Annotated in this window: 17 protein-coding genes; 7 read left to right on the plus strand and 10 right to left on the minus strand. The window is 70.9% G+C overall.

Annotated elements, in window-relative coordinates:
• Nucleotides 1-168 precede the first annotated feature (168 nt).
• The gene (locus tag OG933_RS16040) at nt 169-321 is read left to right on the plus strand and encodes a hypothetical protein (protein ID WP_007384531.1); all 153 of its coding nucleotides are present in this window, start codon (nt 169-171) and stop codon (nt 319-321) included.
• 75 nt (nt 322-396) lie between these two features.
• Here OG933_RS16040 and OG933_RS16045 read toward each other — a convergent pair whose 3' ends face one another.
• The 3 genes from OG933_RS16045 to OG933_RS16055 form a co-directional block, all read right to left on the minus strand.
• Nucleotides 397-1002 (minus strand): MarC family protein, encoded by a 606-nt coding sequence (locus OG933_RS16045; protein WP_020127905.1) that lies wholly within the window; start codon nt 1000-1002, stop codon nt 397-399.
• A gap of 54 nt (nt 1003-1056) precedes the next feature.
• On the minus strand, nt 1057-1914 hold the full coding sequence (locus OG933_RS16050) for a PHP domain-containing protein (RefSeq protein ID WP_362516920.1): 858 nt from the start codon (nt 1912-1914) through the stop codon (nt 1057-1059).
• 259 nt (nt 1915-2173) lie between these two features.
• Nucleotides 2174-2815, minus strand: a complete 642-nt coding sequence (locus OG933_RS16055; protein WP_171399324.1) for a DUF6758 family protein — start codon at nt 2813-2815, stop codon at nt 2174-2176.
• A 180-nt stretch (nt 2816-2995) separates the two neighbouring features.
• Between OG933_RS16055 and OG933_RS16060 the strand changes: the two genes are divergently transcribed.
• Nucleotides 2996-4219, plus strand: a complete 1224-nt coding sequence (locus OG933_RS16060) for an MFS transporter (protein ID WP_405627582.1) — start codon at nt 2996-2998, stop codon at nt 4217-4219.
• A gap of 61 nt (nt 4220-4280) precedes the next feature.
• Here OG933_RS16060 and OG933_RS16065 read toward each other — a convergent pair whose 3' ends face one another.
• A complete protein-coding gene (locus OG933_RS16065; protein ID WP_385253824.1) occupies nt 4281-4865 on the minus strand; it encodes a suppressor of fused domain protein in 585 nt (194 codons plus the stop codon).
• 491 nt (nt 4866-5356) lie between these two features.
• Between OG933_RS16065 and OG933_RS16070 the strand changes: the two genes are divergently transcribed.
• Nucleotides 5357-6487: a magnesium and cobalt transport protein CorA gene (locus OG933_RS16070; protein ID WP_020127911.1), complete on the plus strand. Its 1131-nt coding sequence runs from the start codon at nt 5357-5359 to the stop codon at nt 6485-6487.
• Between the two features lie 32 nt (nt 6488-6519).
• Nucleotides 6520-7038, plus strand: a complete 519-nt coding sequence (locus OG933_RS16075; RefSeq protein ID WP_405627583.1) for a hypothetical protein — start codon at nt 6520-6522, stop codon at nt 7036-7038.
• Nucleotides 7039-7081: 43 nt separating this feature from the next.
• Here OG933_RS16075 and OG933_RS16080 read toward each other — a convergent pair whose 3' ends face one another.
• Entirely contained in the window at nt 7082-7834 is a 753-nt protein-coding gene (locus tag OG933_RS16080; RefSeq protein WP_362273642.1) for a hypothetical protein, read from the minus strand.
• A 211-nt stretch (nt 7835-8045) separates the two neighbouring features.
• Here OG933_RS16080 and OG933_RS16085 point away from each other — a divergent pair, with 211 nt between their 5' ends.
• From OG933_RS16085 to OG933_RS16095, 3 genes are read left to right on the plus strand one after another with little or no spacing between them, the layout of a single operon-like run.
• Nucleotides 8046-9353, plus strand: a complete 1308-nt coding sequence (locus tag OG933_RS16085) for a magnesium transporter MgtE N-terminal domain-containing protein (RefSeq protein ID WP_362516930.1) — start codon at nt 8046-8048, stop codon at nt 9351-9353.
• Nucleotides 9343-9939 carry a DUF1003 domain-containing protein gene (locus OG933_RS16090; RefSeq protein ID WP_267018541.1) on the plus strand — a complete coding sequence of 199 codons (597 nt, stop codon included), beginning with the start codon at nt 9343-9345 and terminating at the stop codon, nt 9937-9939. The genes OG933_RS16085 and OG933_RS16090 overlap by 11 nt, the downstream gene beginning before the upstream one ends.
• Before the next feature lie 43 nt (nt 9940-9982).
• Complete coding sequence (locus OG933_RS16095; protein WP_362516933.1) at nt 9983-11116, plus strand: Mrp/NBP35 family ATP-binding protein; 1134 nt, start codon at nt 9983-9985, stop codon at nt 11114-11116.
• 99 nt (nt 11117-11215) lie between these two features.
• Here the strand turns inward: OG933_RS16095 and OG933_RS16100 are convergent, their stop codons facing one another.
• From OG933_RS16100 to sigE, 5 genes are all read right to left on the minus strand, one after another.
• Nucleotides 11216-11875 (minus strand): hypothetical protein, encoded by a 660-nt coding sequence (locus OG933_RS16100; protein WP_362516936.1) that lies wholly within the window; start codon nt 11873-11875, stop codon nt 11216-11218.
• Between the two features lie 169 nt (nt 11876-12044).
• A complete protein-coding gene (locus tag OG933_RS16105; RefSeq protein ID WP_020127918.1) occupies nt 12045-12515 on the minus strand; it encodes a sec-independent translocase in 471 nt (156 codons plus the stop codon).
• Nucleotides 12516-12763: 248 nt separating this feature from the next.
• Entirely contained in the window at nt 12764-14857 is a 2094-nt protein-coding gene (locus OG933_RS16110) for a trypsin-like peptidase domain-containing protein (protein WP_405633408.1), read from the minus strand.
• 280 nt (nt 14858-15137) lie between these two features.
• Nucleotides 15138-16103 carry a zf-HC2 domain-containing protein gene (locus OG933_RS16115; RefSeq protein ID WP_405627584.1) on the minus strand — a complete coding sequence of 322 codons (966 nt, stop codon included), beginning with the start codon at nt 16101-16103 and terminating at the stop codon, nt 15138-15140.
• Complete coding sequence (gene sigE / locus OG933_RS16120) at nt 16100-16816, minus strand: RNA polymerase sigma factor SigE (RefSeq protein WP_078615598.1); 717 nt, start codon at nt 16814-16816, stop codon at nt 16100-16102. Before sigE ends, OG933_RS16115 begins: the two co-directional genes overlap by 4 nt.
• Nucleotides 16817-17032: the final 216 nt, after the last annotated feature.

Raw genomic sequence — 17032 nt, forward strand, 5'->3', positions numbered from 1 at the left:
CGAACACAACCGGTCCCGTTCAGTCTCCGCAAACCCACTTACTCGTCAGTAATTAGCCGTTCGAAAAATTTCTTTAGCGTAGGGAATGTTTGTAACACGCATCCCGTTGACTCCCTGTGTAACCAAGTAGTTCTCCTCAGGAGGATGACCAGACGAAGGGAGAAGCCCATGCGCTTCGAAATCATGCGACTCGACGACGTCGACGGCACACCCGTGGACAGCACCGTCGTAGACGCCGCCTCCGTCAACCGGATCGTTCAGCAGGCCGCCGCCATCGGGCAGCGGCTGTGGATCCGTCCGGCCGACACCTCGGCCTCGTAACGCGGGTCCCCCCAACAGGTTTCAGAGCCCCCCACGGCGATCGCCGTGGGGGGCTCTGCGCGTACCGGGGCCCGGTCAGCCGGCCCGGATCACCTGGGTGATCCCGTTGATGATCTGCTGCACGGCGATCGCGGAGAGCATCATGCCCGCGAGCCGCGTCACGAGGACCACGCCGCCGTCCTTGATGACCCGGATGATCAGCAGCGAGTAGCGCATCACCAGCCACAGCACGACATGGATGGCGAGGATGGCCACCCAGACCGACACCTGCATCGCCGCGCTGTCGGCCTTCTGCACGGCGAGGATGACGGACACGATCGCACCGGGCCCGGCCAGCAGCGGCATGCCCAGCGGGACGAGCGCGACGTTGACGTCCTTGGTCTGCTTCGGTTCGTCGGTCTTGCCGGTGAGCAGGTCGAGCGCGATCAGCAGGAGCAGCAGCCCGCCCGCGATCATCAGCGCGGGGACGGAGACATGCAGATAGTCGAGGATCTGGTGCCCGAGGAGCCCGAAGACGGTGATGACTCCGCCGGCCACGCAGACCGCCTGGAAAGCCATCCGCTTCTGCACCTTGCCGGGGCGTCCGGCGGTCAGCGCGAGGAAGATCGGGGTGATCCCGGGGGGATCCATGATGACAAAAAGGGTGAGGAAGAGGGAGCCGAAGACGGCGACGTCGAACATCAGTACGGAAGCCTTGCGGGAAAGGGGGTGGGCCGGGACGTGTGGAGGTGAGCCTCAGGCTCCGCCGGTGCCCGGCACCGGGAACGCGCCGGTGGCGCGCCGGGTGATCTCCCCGTACACCTCGGGGTCGGTCGTGTACTCGCCGAGCACACAGGTCTTGCGGCTGCCGTGGTAGTCCGACGAGCCGGTGACCAGCAGCCCCAGATCGGCGGCGAGCCCGCGCAGCCGCGCGCGCGTGTCCGCGTCGTGGTCCATGTGGTCGACCTCGATGCCGTCGAGGCCGGCGGCCGCCAGTTCGGCGACCACGGACTCCGGCACCGTACGACCGCGCTTGCTCGCGCCCGGGTGCGCGAAGACGGTGACCCCGCCCGCACCCTTGACCAGCCGGATCGCCTCGAAGGGGTCGGTCTCGTGCTTCTCGACGTGGGCCCGCCCGCCGTCGGCGAGCCAGTGCCCGGTGAAGGCGTCGTTCACGGTCGGCACCACGCCGAGCTCCACCAGGGCGGTGGCGACATGCGGCCGCCCGACGGACCCCTCGCCCGCGATCCGCGCGACCTGCTCCCAGGTGACGGGGACGCCCAGCTCGTTGAGCCTGGCGACCATCGCCCGCGCCCGCGGCACCCGGTCGTCGCGCACCAGCTCACGCTCGGCGAGCAGGGCGGGCTCCTCGGGATCGAACAGATAGGCCAGCATGTGCATGCTGATGCCGTCGACACGGCAGGACAGCTCGGCTCCGGTCACCAGCGTGAGCCCCCGCGGCAGCGCGGCGACGGCCTCGGCATGTCCCCGGGTGGTGTCGTGATCGGTCAGCGCGACGACGTCCAGGCCGGCGGCACCCGCGTTGCGGACCAGCTCGGCCGGGGTGTCCGTACCGTCGGAGGCCGTGGAGTGGCAGTGCAGATCGATGCGCACGACGCAGGCTCCAGGCGGTGACGGGACGGAAGGGGACGCTCCAGCATAGCCGGTAATCAACCCACTCCTGTCACACCCAAAACCACCGAGCACCCCCTACACGGGCGGCACCGAAACCTCCAGGAGCACGGGGACGCCGGGACGCGCCGATCGCCGTGGGCGATCAGGGGCGCGGTGAACTGCGCGACCGGCCATGGCGGCGCCGCAGACAACCAGGACCGCCGGCGCACCACACCCGGTCCCGCAACGCAGCGGAGCGCTACGGCTTCAGCAGGCGCGGCGACAGCGCCCCGCACGGCACCAGTTCCAGCTCGGCCCCCGCGTCCCGCAGATCCGTGAGCACCAGCTCGTCGTACATCAACAGCCCGGACTGCTCGGGCCACACCACCGCCCACAGCCACAACCCGCACGCCTCCCCCGCGAAGACGGCCCGGTCGTCCGGTGTGGCGGAGACATGCCAGAGCGGGGTGGGCCGGCCGGCGGCCAGGACCTTGGCCTGCGGGGGTTTCTCGACGCTCATGTACGGACCCGGGTCCGGCCCGTCGACGCCGGCATAACGCGCGCCCAGCCCGACGCCCAGCTCCTCGGCGACCAGGATCAGCTCACCCATACCGCCGAGCGGGCCCGGCCCGGAGCAGGCCACCGCGGTGGCACGGCCTCCACTGCGGTCGTCCCCCGCGTACGTCACGCCCGTGAAGAGCCAGCCGACCGGCAGCGGCCACGGCATCCACACCGGTACCTGCGTGCGATGCACGACGACGCTGAGAGCCTCGACGCTGGGCGGGATCACGGGCTGAAGCGGATGCACCGTCCCGTGCACATCGCACTGCCAGGAATCGGCGAAGAGTCCGGGAGCCCTGACCCGGCCACCACACTTCGGGCAACTGGGTTCGCCCCTCATAGAGCCCCACGGTCCTACCCGAGCACGCCCACGTCAAGGACGATCACCCGTCCGGACGGAACCGACCGCCCCGCGACCGCCTCGGCCCTCCACCTCCGGCATAGATGTAACTTGCATTAATTAGGCGATCTAACTTATCGTGTGTATATACCAACTACCTTCCGAGGGGTGAGCGGAACCATGGATTCATTCGATGCGGGAGCCGGAAGCATCCTGCGACAGCCGAAGGCGGTGTGGGCGACGGCCGGCGCGTCCGTCGTCGCCTTCATGGGCATCGGCCTCGTCGACCCGATCCTGCCGTCCATCGCCCAGGGGCTGGACGCCACGGCCGGCCAGGTCTCCCTGCTCTTCACCTCGTACTTCCTGATCACCGCGTTCGCGATGCTGGTCACCGGCTTCGTCTCCAGCCGCATCGGCGGCCGCAGGACGCTACTGGTCGGCCTCGCCCTCGTCATCGTCTTCGCGGGCCTCGCGGGCACCTCGGGCTCGGTCGGCGAACTCGTCGGCTTCCGGGCGGGCTGGGGGCTCGGCAACGCGCTGTTCGTGTCGACCGCCCTCGCGGTGATCGTCGGCGCGGCGGCCGGCGGCAGCGCGGCCGCCATCCTGCTGTACGAGTCCGCCCTCGGCCTCGGCATGGCGTGCGGACCGCTGCTCGGCGCGCTGCTCGGCGACGCCAGCTGGCGCTACCCGTTCTTCGGCACCGCGTTCCTGATGGCGATCGGCTTCCTGTGCATCACGGTGTTCCTGAAGGACCAGCCGAAGCCGGCCCGGAAGATCTCCGTCCTGGACCCGATCAAGGCGCTCGGGCACGGTGGCCTCGCCTCCGCCGCGGCCTCGGCGTTCTTCTACAACTACACGTTCTTCACCGTGCTGGCCTTCACCCCGTTCGTGCTGAACATGACCCCCTACAAGTCGGGGGCGGTGTTCTTCGCCTGGGGCGTACTGCTCGCCGTCTTCTCGGTTCTCGTGGCGCCGCGGCTCCAGGAGCGGTTCGGCTCGCTGAAGGTGCTCGGCGGCTCGCTGGTGCTGCTCGCCGTCGACGTGTTCGTCCTCGGGTACGGCGACCACACCACGGCGATCGTCTGCACGATCCTGTCGGGCGCGTTCATCGGCGTGAACAACACCGTCTACACCGAGTTGGCGCTCGGCGTCTCGGACGCCCCGCGTCCGGTGGCGAGCGCCGGCTACAACTTCGTGCGGTGGTTCGCCGCCGCGGCCGCTCCCTACTTCGCGCCGAAGATCGAGGAGTGGACCGACATCCATGTCCCGTTCGCCGTCGCGGCGGTCACCGCGCTGCTCGGCGCGGTCGTGGTCGTCGTCCGACGCAAGGCGCTCACCGGCGAAGCCGAGGAACTGGAAGCGCGGCACGCGACGCAGGACGGGGTCTCGGTCTTCGCCGACTGAGCCGACCGGGCGTCAACTGACGATCGAAGCCCGAGCGTTGGTGACATCGGTCACCCGGACCTCAATCGAGCGGGACGGACCTGCGGGACGGATCCCGCAGGTCCGTCCCGTTCGTCAGCCAGCGCTCCTGGAGGGCCTGGGCGCCGTGCACGCGCTTCCAGGCGGCCTCGTTGGGGGTCATGGGGAGCAGGGGCAGGAAGCGGACCGGATCGAGGGGCTCGTCGAGGGCGAGATCCTCGACCAGGCCGCCCGGCTCGGCGACCAGGACCGAGGTGAACGGGGCACCCGGCCACAGGGGTTCACCCACGTCGAGGGAGCTGCCGGGAGCCACGACCACACCTTCGACCTGCGGGGACGCGGCGAGCACGGCCAGCGGGCGGAGCACCTTGTCGGTGTCGGACGCGCCGGGCCGGACGGACAGCACCAGCTCGGCACGCGGTCCCTCGACCGGGTCGGCGAGCATCGCCGTCGGGTCGCTCATCGGCTGCGCGGACATGCCGAGCGTGGCGTAGCGGACGACGTCGCCCTCGTGAAAACGCAGCACCTCGAGGCGGTCCGTACCGAGGAAGGTGACCGCGGCGCGGGCGTCCGGCTCGCCCAGCGCGCTGCGCAAACGAGCCTCGACCAGAGGAAGAACATCAACCATGCGGCGAGCATAGAACTCGTCGGTGCTGGGCAAAGCAGCGCCTTGACACTTCAGTCGACTGCTATTCTGAGCCGGTGGTTCGGGGCAGCACGCAGAAGCGTCGCGATCTTGCCCCGACGCAGACGAGACTCCCTTACGAGGGACCGGCTGGAGGAGGTGGGGCTGTCATGGATCGAAGTCACCCGTGCAGTACCACTCGCTCTTCCTGCCGCTGACGCAGCTGCTCCGGCTTCTTGGCCCCCGGCTGGTCGCCACCTCTCGCGCTCATCTTCATGCGGAAGAGCACTTCGTTTCCTTTTTCACCTGATCTGCTCGATCTGTCTGATCTGCCAGATCTCTCCGGTCTGATTCAGTAGCGAAGCTCGCCACCGCGACGGAGCGGTGCTCCCCGCTTTGTGGACGTGCCAAACCTCCGCTCTCAGGACGTCCTCATTCCGGGCAGTTCCACGCGTCGTGGCGGTCTTTCTTTGCTAGTCGCGAAGGAGCCTGCCATGTCGATGATCCGCGACCTCCGTGCCGTTGTCCGCCCGGCCCGTCCCTCCCTGCGCAAGGGGGGCGGGCGTACGGACACCGGCGCCTACGACACCACCCGCGACCCCGCGACGCCGTCGGCCGTCGTCGACTGCGCGGTCTACCGCGACGGCGCGCGCGTCACCTACGCGCAGCCCCCGACCCCGCAGGAGGCAATGCGCCGGGTGCGGCGCGACGGAGGCTTCGTGTGGATCGGTCTGCACGAGCCGACCGAGGCCGAATTCGCCGGTATCGCCAGCGAGTTCGGGCTGCACCCGCTGGCCGTGGAGGACGCCGTGCAGGCGCACCAGCGGCCCAAGCTGGAGCGCTACGACGACTCGCTCTTCACGGTCTTCAAGACCATCCACTACATCGAGCACGACCGGCTCACGGCCAACAGCGAGGTCGTCGAGACCGGTGAGGTCATGTGCTTCACCGGCAAGGACTTCTTCATCACCGTCCGGCACGGCGGCCAGGGCTCGCTGCGCGCGCTGCGCCACCGCCTCCAGGACGACCCCGAGCTGCTCGCCAAGGGCCCCTCGGCGGTGCTGCACGCCATCGCCGACCACGTCGTCGACGGCTACATCGCGGTCGCGGACGCCGTCCAGGACGACATCGACGAGGTCGAGACGGAGGTGTTCTCGCCGGGACGCAAGGGCACCCCGCGCGGCACGGACGCCGGCCGGATCTATCAACTCAAGCGTGAGGTACTGGAGTTCAAGCGCGCGGTGTCGCCGCTGCTGCGGCCGATGCAGCTGCTGAGCGAGCGGCCGATGCGGCTGGTCGACCCCGACATCCAGAAGTACTTCCGGGACGTCGCCGACCACCTCGCCCGGGTCCAGGAGCAGGTCATCGGCTTCGACGAGCTGCTCAACTCGATCCTCCAGGCCAACCTCGCGCAGGCGTCCGTCGCGCAGAACGAGGACATGCGGAAGATCACCTCCTGGGCCGCCATCATCGCCGTACCGACGATGGTGTGCGGGGTGTACGGGATGAACTTCGACTACATGCCGGAACTGCACTGGAAGTTCGGCTATCCCGTGGTCATGTCGGCCATGGTGGCGCTCTGTGTCGGTATCCACCGCACGCTGAAGCGCAACGGCTGGCTGTGAGTGCCCCGGTACCGGCTGGCTAGGGTTGAGCCATGACAAGAGAGCTGCTGCTCGACCAGGCCCTCGTCGAGGAGGCCACCAAGAAGTCCGGCCTCGTCTGGGTCCAGGGCGCCGGTGAACCGGCCGCGCGTGCGCTGTGGCACGTGTGGCACGAGGGCGCGGTCTGCCTCGTCGGCGACGGGCCCGGGGAGCAGCCGCTCGCCGGGCTGACCGAGGGCGGTGCGGCCGAGGTCACCGTCCGCAGCAAGGACAAGGGCGGCCGGCTGGTCTGCTGGACGGCGAAGGTGGTCGCCCTCGCGCCGGGCTCCGAGGCGTGGCAGGCGGCCGTCGCCGAGCTCAAGGGCAAGCGGCTGAACGCGCCCGACGGCGAGGCGATGACCGAGCGCTGGGCGCGCGAGTGCCGGGTGCTCCGCCTGGAGCCGACGGGGGCCACGCTGCCCCTGCCCGAAGGGGATCTGGCGGCACGGCCCGTGCCCTCGCCCGCCACCACCCGGGAGCCGGCGCCTGCGGGGCTGCCGAAGCTGCTGCTGCGCAAGCGCAAACGCGCGTAGCCGGTACCGCGAGCGGTCGGGAGCCGGTGCCGCGAGCGGCGGCTCACGAGGTCGGGAGCTGCTTCCCGTAGTCCACCGTCTCGTCCTTCGCCGGTTCCTTCAGGGCGAAGTCCTTGCCCCAGGAGGAGAAGCTCAGCGTTCCTGCTCCGCCGGCGCGTTCCAGGCGCAGCGGGTAGGGCTTGCCCTCCAGCGACACGTCCAGCTTGCCGCCGGAACCACCGTCGCCCGTGATGCGGATCGTCCGGACGCCGGACTGCTCGTGGTGGCCGTCGGTGGCCAGCGAGCCGTGCAGCGTCAGCAGACCGTCGAGGAGGAGGTCCTTGTCCGTGAAGCCGCTGAACTTCTTGTACGAGGGGTCGCCCGTCGGCACCTTCACGTACTTGCCGTCGAGCTTGTCGGCGGCCGCCGTGTCCGAACCGTCCTCGCCGGACTTGCCGTCCTCCTTGTTCCAGAACGCCGCGTCGGCCTTCAGGTACAGCTGCTCGCCGACCCGCAGCAGGTGGAAGGTGGCGCCCTCGGCAGTGACCGACCCGGTGCCGCCGTCCGCCTTCAGGCTCATGTCCAGCTTGTACGTGTGCCCGCTGGTGACCACGCTCCCGGCGAGCCGCACCGCGTCCACGGCGCCGGCCGCGGCCTTCGTCTTCGCCTGGATCTGCGCGGCGGACAGCTTGCCCACCCCGTTCGTGCCCGCGTCCGGATCCTCGCCGCATCCCGTCAGTCCCATGCCCACGACCAGTGCGCACATCGCGCTCACCAGCGAGGCTCGGCGAGTTCGGCCCTGGGGAATCGCAGTCACAGAGAAGGCCGCCTTTCTGCGGGGGTGTGCTGAGCGGCGTACGGCAGCGTACCGGGGTCGCGGTGCGCGAGCGGAGCCAGTCCGTCCGGACCGCCCACCAGGGCGGATCCGATCGGGACGGGCTAGCCTGAAGCCCGCACGAGCGGGCAATTGGGAAAAGAACATCACCGGCAACAGGCCTGACGGCAGTACGGAAGAAGGAGGTGCGGTCATGGTGGCGGGCGCCCCGCGGATCTTCGTCTCGCATCTCTCCGGCGTTCCGGTCTTCGACCCGAGCGGCGACCAGGTGGGGCGGGTACGCGATCTGGTCGTCGTGCTGCGGGTGCGGCGGAGGCCGCCGAGGGTGCTCGGGCTGGTCGTCGAACTGTCCACCCGGCGCCGCATCTTCCTGCCCATGACCCGGGTGACCGGCATCGAGTCCGGCCAGGTCATCACCACCGGCGTGCTCAACGTCCGCCGCTTCGAACAGCGGCCCACCGAGCGCCTCGTCTTCGGGGAGCTGCTCGACCGGCGCGTCACGCTCGGCGAGACCGGCGAGGAGGTCACCGTCCTCGACGTGTCGGTGCAGCAGCTGCCGGCCCGCCGGGACTGGGAGCTCGACCGGGTCTTCGTGCGCAAGGGGAAGAAAGCGAGCGCCTTCCGGCGGGCGAAGGGCGAGACGCTGACCGTGGAGTGGTCGGCGGTCACCGGGTTCTCGCTGGAGGAGCACGGACAGGGCGCGGAGAGCCTCCTCGCCACCTTCGAGCAGCTGCGCCCCGCCGACCTCGCCAACGTCCTGCACCATCTGTCGCCGAAGCGGCGCGCGGAGGTCGCCGCCGCGCTCGACGACGACCGGCTCGCCGACGTCCTCGAGGAGCTCCCGGAGGACGACCAGATCGAGATCCTCGGCAAGCTGAAGGAGGAGCGCGCGGCGGACGTCCTGGAGGCCATGGACCCCGACGACGCGGCCGACCTGCTCTCCGAACTCCCGGAGCAGGACCAGGAGCGGCTGCTGAGCCTGATGCAGCCCGACGACGCGGCCGACATGCGGCGCCTGATGTCGTACGAGGAGCACACCGCGGGCGGGCTGATGACCACCGAGCCGATCATCCTGCGCCCCGACGCCACCGTCGCCGACGCCCTCGCGCGGGTGCGCAACCGCGACCTCTCCCCCGCCCTCGCCGCGCAGGTCTACGTCTGCCGCCCGCCCGACGAGACCCCGACCGGCAAGTACCTCGGCACGGTCCACTTCCAGCGGCTGCTGCGCGACCCCCCGTACACGCTGGTCAGCTCGATGCTCGACGACGATCTCCAGGCCCTGGCGCCGGACGCGGCGCTGCCCGTCGTCGCCGGGTTCTTCGCGACCTACGACATGGTCGCGGCGCCCGTGGTCGACGAGGCGGGCTCGCTGCTGGGCGCGGTGACCGTGGACGACGTCCTGGACCACATGCTGCCGGAGGACTGGCGGGAGACGGAGTTCCACCTCGACGAGGACGCGACCGAGGACGCGACCGAGGAGGTGGGCCCGCATGGCTCCTGACCGCGAGAGCGGGCGCGTCGAGCGCACCCCGGCCGGCGCCACGGCGACCAGCCGTCCCCGGGCCCGGCTGGACCAGCCGCGGCCGCCCCGGCACCGGATCCTGCCCGAGTGGGACCCGGAGGCCTTCGGGCGGCTGTCGGAGCGCATCGCGCGGTTCCTGGGCACCGGGCGGTTCATCGTCTGGATGACGATCGTCATCATCGTCTGGGTCCTGTGGAACATCTTCGCCCCGCGCGACCTGCGCTTCGACAACTACCCCTTCATCTTCCTGACCCTGATGCTGTCGCTCCAGGCGTCCTACGCGGCCCCGCTGATCCTGCTCGCGCAGAACCGCCAGGACGACCGTGACCGGGTCAACCTGGAGCAGGACCGCAAGCAGAACGAGCGGTCCATCGCCGACACCGAGTATCTGACCCGGGAGATCGCCGCCCTGCGGATCGGTCTCGGCGAGGTCGCCACCCGGGACTGGATCCGCTCGGAGCTCCAGGACATGGTCAAGGAACTGGAGGAACGGCGGGACGGGCATCGCGAACATGCCGTATTCCCGGCAGAACGGTCGCGGGGACGTGACGTAGAAGACCGGTGACGGGCTTACCGGCGCCCCCGCCGGGCGCCGTACCATCGTTCCTATGGCTAGCGAAGACGCGGTGCGCGAGGCACTGGCGACGGTGAACGACCCCGAGATCAACCGGCCCATCACCGAACTGGGGATGGTGAAGTCGGTAGAGATCGGCGTGGACGGGACGGTCGCGGTCACCGTGTACCTGACGGTCTCCGGCTGCCCGATGCGCGAGACGATCACGCAGCGGGTGACCGACGCGGTCTCCCGGGTCGACGGTGTCACCCGCGTCGACGTCACGCTCGACGTCATGAGCGACGAGCAGCGCAAGGAGCTGGCGAACGCCCTGCGCGGCGGTCAGACCGAGCGCGAGGTCCCGTTCGCCAAGCCCGGCTCGCTGACCCGGGTGTACGCGGTCGCGTCCGGCAAGGGCGGCGTCGGCAAGTCGTCGGTGACGGTGAACCTGGCGGCGGCGATGGCGGCCGACGGTCTGAAGGTGGGTGTCGTCGACGCCGACATCTACGGCCACAGCGTGCCGCGCATGCTGGGCGCGGACGGCCGTCCCACCCAGGTCGAGAACATGATCATGCCGCCGTCCGCGCACGGTGTGAAGGTCATCTCCATCGGCATGTTCACCCCGGGCAACGCCCCGGTCGTCTGGCGCGGCCCGATGCTGCACCGCGCGCTCCAGCAGTTCCTGGCCGACGTGTACTGGGGCGACCTGGACGTGCTGCTGCTCGACCTCCCGCCGGGCACCGGCGACATCGCGATCTCCGTGGCGCAGCTGGTCCCGAACGCCGAGATCCTGGTCGTGACGACCCCGCAGCAGGCGGCGGCCGAGGTGGCCGAGCGGGCGGGCTCCATCGCCGTGCAGACCCACCAGAAGATCGTCGGCGTGGTCGAGAACATGTCCGGCCTGCCCTGCCCGCACTGCGGGGAGATGGTCGACGTCTTCGGCACCGGCGGCGGACAGTCGGTGGCCGAGGGCCTCACCCGCACGACCGGCGCGAACGTCCCGGTGCTCGGCTCCATCCCGATCGACGTCCGGCTGCGCGAGGGCGGTGACGAGGGCAAGCCGGTCGTCCTGACCGACCCCGAGTCCCCGGCCGGCTCCGCCCTGCGGGCCATCGCGGGCAAGCTGGGCGGCAGGGCGCGCGGTCTCTCGGGACTGTCGCTCGGCATCACGCCCAGGAACAAGTTCTAGCCCGGCGCTCCGGCCCGGCCGCGAGTCCCGTACATCGCCTTCCCACGACAGCGGGGGCGCCGTCCAGCACGGACGGCGCCCCCGCTCTCGTACGGCTGATCAGGCGTAGGTCTCGATGTCCTTGATCATGGCGAAACCGAGGCCGTACGCGCTCATGCCCCTCCCGTACGCCCCCACGTGCACCCCTTGCGAGGTAGAGCCGGCCAGCACCCAGCCGAACTCCGACTCGCGGTAGTGGAAGGGCGTCGGCACGCCGTCGACCGGCAGGGACAGCGTCGACCAGTCCGGCCCCGCGAGGTCGTCGGCGAGGACCCACGCCGTCTCGGTCTGCTGGTCCAGCCAGTCGTCGCGCAGGCTGTGGTCCATCTGGCCGGGCCAGGTGAAGGTCAGCAGGCCCACCCCCGCCAACCAGGCCGCAGAGGACACCGAGGTGGCCTCCAGCAGGCCCGTGCCGTCCGGGCTGCGCCGTACGGGGTTCGCGGCGACGGTCACCACGACCGCGAACTTCCCGCGGTCCTCACCGGCCGTCTCGTGCCGTACGGAGGGTTCGTCACCGTGGCCGATGGAACCGTGCTCGACGGCCCCGTCGGCCGCCGCACCCACCTGCATCAGCCAGCGCGGCCCCGTGAAGGCCTCGTCGAGGCCGTACCAGGGGAAGGGTGCCTCCAAGTAGCCGTCGACCGTACGCCGCGCGGAGGGGACCTGTTGTCCGCCCTCCGCGGCCGGCGTCTGCTCGACTGCCCGACTCGTCGTCTCCATGTGCCCGGACGCCTCCTCGTTCTCGACGGAACGACCGGCCCGCCCCCCTTCGGGCGTACTCGTCCGCTCCGCACAACAACCAGGCAGCATAGCCACCCCGCTCCGCACTGCCGGGAAGCCGCCCGGCGCGTGCGGCGTGCGCCCCCTCACATCGGGGAGCGCGAGTCGCTCAGGTGGCGTCCGCGTCGTAGGGCGGACGGTCGTCCTTGGCGGGCTCCTCGGGCTTCTTGGTCATGTCGATGCGACCGTCCCCCGAAGACGCCGCCGAACCCGACGAAATCGCCGAGGCGGCCGAACCCGAGACGGCGGCGTCCGTGTCGCGGCTGTGGACCGCGTCCGTGACCTCGGCCATCTCCTTCTTCAGGTCGAAGCCGTTGCGGATCTCCTTGAGCCCCAGCTCGTCGTTGTCCAGCTGCTTGCGGATGAACGTCTTGGGGTTGAGGTCCTCGAACTCGAAGTCCTTGAACTCCGGACCCAGTTCGCTGCGGATGTCCGCCTTGGCGCTCTCCGAGAACTCACGGATCTTCCGGACGGTACGCATCACGTCCTGAATGACCTTCGGGAGCTTGTCCGGACCGAAGACGAGCACGGCCAGGACGACGATCGTCACCAGCTCGAGCGGTCCTATGTCATTGAACACCTGAAGCTCCTTGCGATGTCCGCGGCCCTCGGCCCTCGGCCCTCGGTGGTCAAGTCGGGTCTTCCGTGGTCCGGGCCGGGTCCACGGTACCTGTCGCACCTGTCCGACCGGTACCGTCCGGGGACGTCCGAGTACGTGTACGCGGCCGGTTTTCCGCGTTGTTTGCCTTGTGGGACCGGGTTTCGGGGCCCGACCTGTGACGTTTCTGTCAATCCCTGGGAAAGCGCCGGAAAAGGGGGCGGGCCGCGTCAGCCGCCGCCGGACGAGCCGAGGACCAGGGTGAGGGTGCGTTCCCCGCCGTCCCGTTCGATCGTCAGCGCCAGCCGGTCGCCGGGACGGTGGGCGCGGGTCTTGACGATCAGCTCCTCGCCGGAGTGGACGCGCCGGCCGTCGATCTGCGTGATGACGTCCCCCGCGCGGACGCCGGCCCGGTCGGCGGGCCCGCCCGCGGTGACCGGGTCGCCCGCGGCGCCGTCCGCCGTACCGACCCGGGCGCCGTCGCCCGCGTAGTCCATGTCGAGCGTGACGCCGATGACCGGGTGGGTCGCCCTGCCGGTATTGATCAGCTCCTCGGCGACGCGCTTGCCCTGGTTGACCGGGATGGCGAAACCCAGGCCGATCGAGCCTGCCCGGGCGGTGCCGGAGTCGGTGCCGTCGTCGGCGGAACGGATGGCGGAGTTGATGCCGATGACATGACCCTGCGCGTCGAGGAGGGGGCCGCCGGAGTTCCCCGGGTTGATCGGTGCGTCGGTCTGCAGGGCGTCGACGTACGACACGTCACTCCCGTCGCCGCTCCCGCCGCCGGCGGTGATGGGCCGTTCCTTGGCGCTGATGATGCCGGAGGTGACGGTGCCCTCGAGATCGAAGGGGGCACCGATGGCGACGACCGGGTCACCGACCCGGACGTTGTCGGAGTTGCCGAGGTACAGGGGCTTCAGCCCTTTCACCCCGGTCACCCTCACCACGGCGAGGTCGTAGCCGCTGTCCCGGCCGACGACCTCGGCCTCGGCGGTCTGGCCCCCGTTGAACACGACGGTTATCCGGCCGTCGCCTCCGGCGGGCTCGACGACGTGGTTGTTGGTGAGGATGTGGCCGAGCGAGTCGAGTACGAAACCGGTACCGGTACCGGACTCCTCGCTTCCGCTGACGTGCAGCGTCACGACGCCGGGCAGGGCGCGCGCGGCGATGCCGGCCACGCTGTCCGCGGACCGCCCGGTGGGCGCCGCGGCGGCCTGCGGCAGCTCCACCGGGTCGAGCCCGCCGTTGCGCTCCAGATAGACGCCCACGGCTCCGCCGAGCCCGCCGGCGACCAGCGCGATGGCCAGCGCTCCACCGACCAGCCGCCCCCGCAGCTGCCTGCGCTGCTGGGACTCGCTGAGGACGCCCGCCCCGGGGTACCGGCCGAGCCCGCCCGCACCCTGGTACTGAAGCGGCCCACCGACGAGCGCTCCGCGCCCCGGACCTCCGGAAGCCGCGGCCCCGGCAAGGGGGTCGGCGGACCAGGGGTCGTAGCGCTGCCAGGGGTCGGCAGGGAGCGCGGCACCGGGATCCCCACCGGAGACCTGCCCCCCGACGGAACCGACGGCAGGTGCGACGGGCGGCGCGGTGGGTGCGGCAGACGAGAGGGGCACGGCAGGCGCAGTGGCCGTCGTTCCGGGGCCCGTGGGTTCCGACGTCATCGGCACCGTGGCGAGCGCGGGCGCGGGTGTGGCCGACGCGGCGCCATGTGCGGCCGGAGCGGGCGTGGAGGTCGCCGTCGGGTGCTGGACCGGCGGCGCGGGCGCCCAGGGGCCCGGTTCGCCGTACGGCGGGGTGCTGTAGGGGTCGGGGTCGTGCAGGGGCTTGGGCCGCTCGTCGGTGACCGACGGCGGCTCGGTGGCAGGCACCTCGACGGAGGCGACGGCGTCGGCTCGACCGGCCGCAGCCTCCGTGCCGACCTGCTCCGCCGGGGCCCCCGGGCCAGCCAGGACCTCTGGAACAGCCGAGGCGTCCGGGACAGCCAGGGCCCCCGAAGCAGCCGGAGCAGCCAGAGCCTCCGAGGCCGCCCAGGCGTCCGGGACAGCCGAGGCCACCGGAACAGCCGGCGCAGCCGCAGCAGCCAGAGCCTCCGAGGCCCCCGGGGCAGCCGAGCCCTCCGGAGCAACCGGAACAGCCAGAGACTCCGAGGCAGCCGGCGCAGCCGCAGCAACCGGGGCCTCCGGAGCCGCAGCCTCAGCAACCGGGGCCGCAGGCGCAGGCGACGGGACTGGGGGTGGCGGCGGAGGAGTCGTTTCTGTTGCGGGGCGGCTCAGTTCGTAGTCGCCGTCGTCGGTGAGGGGTACCGGCCGTGCGGGTCGGGCCAGTTCGAAGTCGCCTTCGTCCTCGGTCCTGGTCGACGGCTCGGGGCCGACGGTCTCCTCGGGGGCCGGCTCCGCCGTCGTGGCGTCGACCGGGTCCGCGGGGCTCTGTCGCCCCGGGGACGCCTGCGGTCGAGGCCGGCTCCACCACTTCGCCCTCGTGGGCTTCCCGTCGTCCATGCTCTCCCCCACCCGCCTTCGCGCCCGGCTGCCTGGCAGGGCGCGGTCCTCCCCGGATCCTCCCTGGATTCAACCAGGTTCGTGGCGGAGCGGCGCAGGGCCCGGGTCAGCGGGTGTTCTGCGAGGAAGGCGAGGTGGTGGTGGCGGGGACGGGTGCGGCGAGCAGACCGAGCCCGGTGACCTCCGGAGCGGTGGTCAGGGAGGTCAGGGTGATCGGCGGGGTGGTGCCGAGCGGGCGTATCAGCGGGGACATCACCGCGGCGCCGGCCACCATGGGCGAGGTGAGCCGGTGCAGGGCCTGCTCGACCGGACCGGTGGCCGGGGCGGGCACGCCGGGCAGCAGCGGTGCGGACACCTCGGTCGGGGCGACCGGGGTGTCGCCGAGCTGGCCGCCCTGGGAGAGCAGCGGGCCGACGGAACGGCGGCGCTGGTTCTCGGGCGACGTCGCCGAGCCCGTGCCCGGAGTGCGGGCCGGTGTCACATTGCTGCCGGAGCCCGAGCCCCCGCGACCGTCCGCGGTGGTGTCGATCGGCGCGACGGTCGTCATGCCGCCCAGCGCGATCGCGGCCAGCGACACCGCGCCGGCGGCGACGAACGCGAACCGCATACCGCGCGAACGCTCGGCGTCATGGCGGTCGCCACGGCCGACGGGGTGGATACGGAAGCCCCGGTCCGAGGCCGGTGACAGGAAGGAGCCGTGGCCATGGGCGGGTACGTAGCCGAACTCGAACGGCTCGTCCCGTCTTGTTCCACTGACTCCGAAGACTCCGTCGCCGAACCCGCCCCCGCCCAGCGGCGTACCGCCGCCGTCCGGGTCGCCTCCCCCGGGGAGCCCCTGGAGGCGGGCCAGGAAGCTTTCGGAGGGGGTCGGCGGGGCGACTTCCGCGAAGACGTTCTTCAGCCGACGCTGTGCGTCGACCTCCGACTTGCATTTCGGGCAGGTCGCCAGATGCGCCAGCACCCGCTCGCGGGTGTCGTGACCGAGTTCGCCGTCCACCAGGGCGGAGAGCCGGTCTCCGAGGTGCTGCTCGGCGAGGAGCCTCTCGGCGGAGTTGTGTCGGGATCCACTCACGCGGTCGCTCCCCTTCCTCCTCCCAGAGCGGGCACGCGGGGTACGAAGGAGCGGCGCTCGGCACGCGCTTCGGGCGAGCGGTGCGCGAGAGCCTTGCGCAGCTGCGAACGGCCGCGGTGGATACGCGAGCGGACCGTGCCCAGCTTGACACCCAGGGTCGCGGCGATCTCCTCGTAGGACAGGCCTTCGATGTCGCAGAGGACGACCGCGGCGCGGAACTCCGGCGCGAGGGTGTCGAGGGCCTGCTGGACGTCCGCGTCGAAGTGGGCGTCGTTGAAGAGCTGCTGGGGGGTGGGCTCCTTGCTGGGCAGCCGCTCGGCCGCGTCGTCGCCCAGCGCGTCGAAGCGGATGCGCTGCTTGCGGCGGACCATGTCCAGGAAGAGGTTGGTGGTGATGCGGTGCAGCCAGCCCTCGAAGGTGCCCGGGGTGTACGTGGAGAGGGAGCGGAAGACGCGGACGAAGACCTCCTGGGTGAGGTCCTCGGCGTCGTGCTGGTTACCGGTCAGGCGGTAGGCGAGCCGGTAGACCCGGCCGCTGTGCATGCTGACGATCTCCTCCCACGTGGGCGGAGTCCACGCCTGCCCGTCCGCGTCGGTGGAGAAGGTCGCGGTCTGGGCGGGGCCGGCGGCGGTGCCTGCGGCCTGGCTGTGGTCAGCAGCGGTGTCGTTCACGGATTTCGGCCTGCCTGCCGAACCGAGAAAGCGCCGCAGCACTCCTCCCCGATCCACGGGCGCGGCCGCACCTCCCCTGTCGGCTCTGGTGGTGATGTCCAGTGGAGCCCCTACCATAGCCACCTCGCCCGTTAGCTCCGGATAAGCGGTTTTACGAGAAATTGATCTGTGCTGATACGGCTCATACGGCTGCGTCAGCACTTGCTCGACACCCGGTCCCTCGTCGTGATCCAACTGTGTCCCCCCGTTGTCGTTCCC

Origin of the sequence: Streptomyces sp. NBC_00016, assembly GCF_045040885.1 — a bacterium.
In the GTDB taxonomy this organism is placed as follows: domain Bacteria; phylum Actinomycetota; class Actinomycetes; order Streptomycetales; family Streptomycetaceae; genus Streptomyces; species Streptomyces coriariae.